At 46.6% G+C, this 519-nt stretch carries 1 protein-coding gene; it reads right to left on the bottom strand.

The window, feature by feature from the left end; genetic code table 11:
• A partial coding sequence (locus R7Q46_RS30270) for an asparaginase domain-containing protein (protein ID WP_318078728.1) occupies window positions 1-519 on the bottom strand: 519 nt, incomplete at both ends.

Genomic DNA, 519 nt, shown 5'->3' on the forward strand with positions numbered 1-519 from the left:
CGTGCTTTTTGTGGGTTTAGCGTGCCTGATGCAACAAAGCCGTATTTATCATCATCAATTTCCGCGTCCAAAGTCGTTGAGCCAGTTGGCGTGCGAGAGCTTCTGACGACAACAATGCCATCTTTGCTCGCTTTTTCTAGCTCATCAAAGACCGTGTGGTACAAGTTACCATTACCCACACCAGCACTCACAATACCGTCAAACTTGGCATCAACCAAGGCTTTGACTGGCAAGCTCGACGCATTCGCATAATTATAAACAATGCCTACTTTAGGTAGTGTGTTGAGTTTTGATACGTCGAATGGGGTTTCTGTGGTGTGTTTACGTTCAGGGCTTCTTTGGTACTTTGCATCGCTGTTGTGAATGTAGCCAAGAGGGCCAAAATTTGGAGATTGGAACGTACTTACCGAGGTGGTGTTGGTCTTCGTTACATCTCGCGCATCGAAAATGGTGTCATTCATTGCCACTAGTACGCCGCGGCCTTTTGAGTCATCATCGGTTGCAGTAACAACAGCATTG

It is taken from the genome of Vibrio sp. 811, assembly GCF_033339195.1.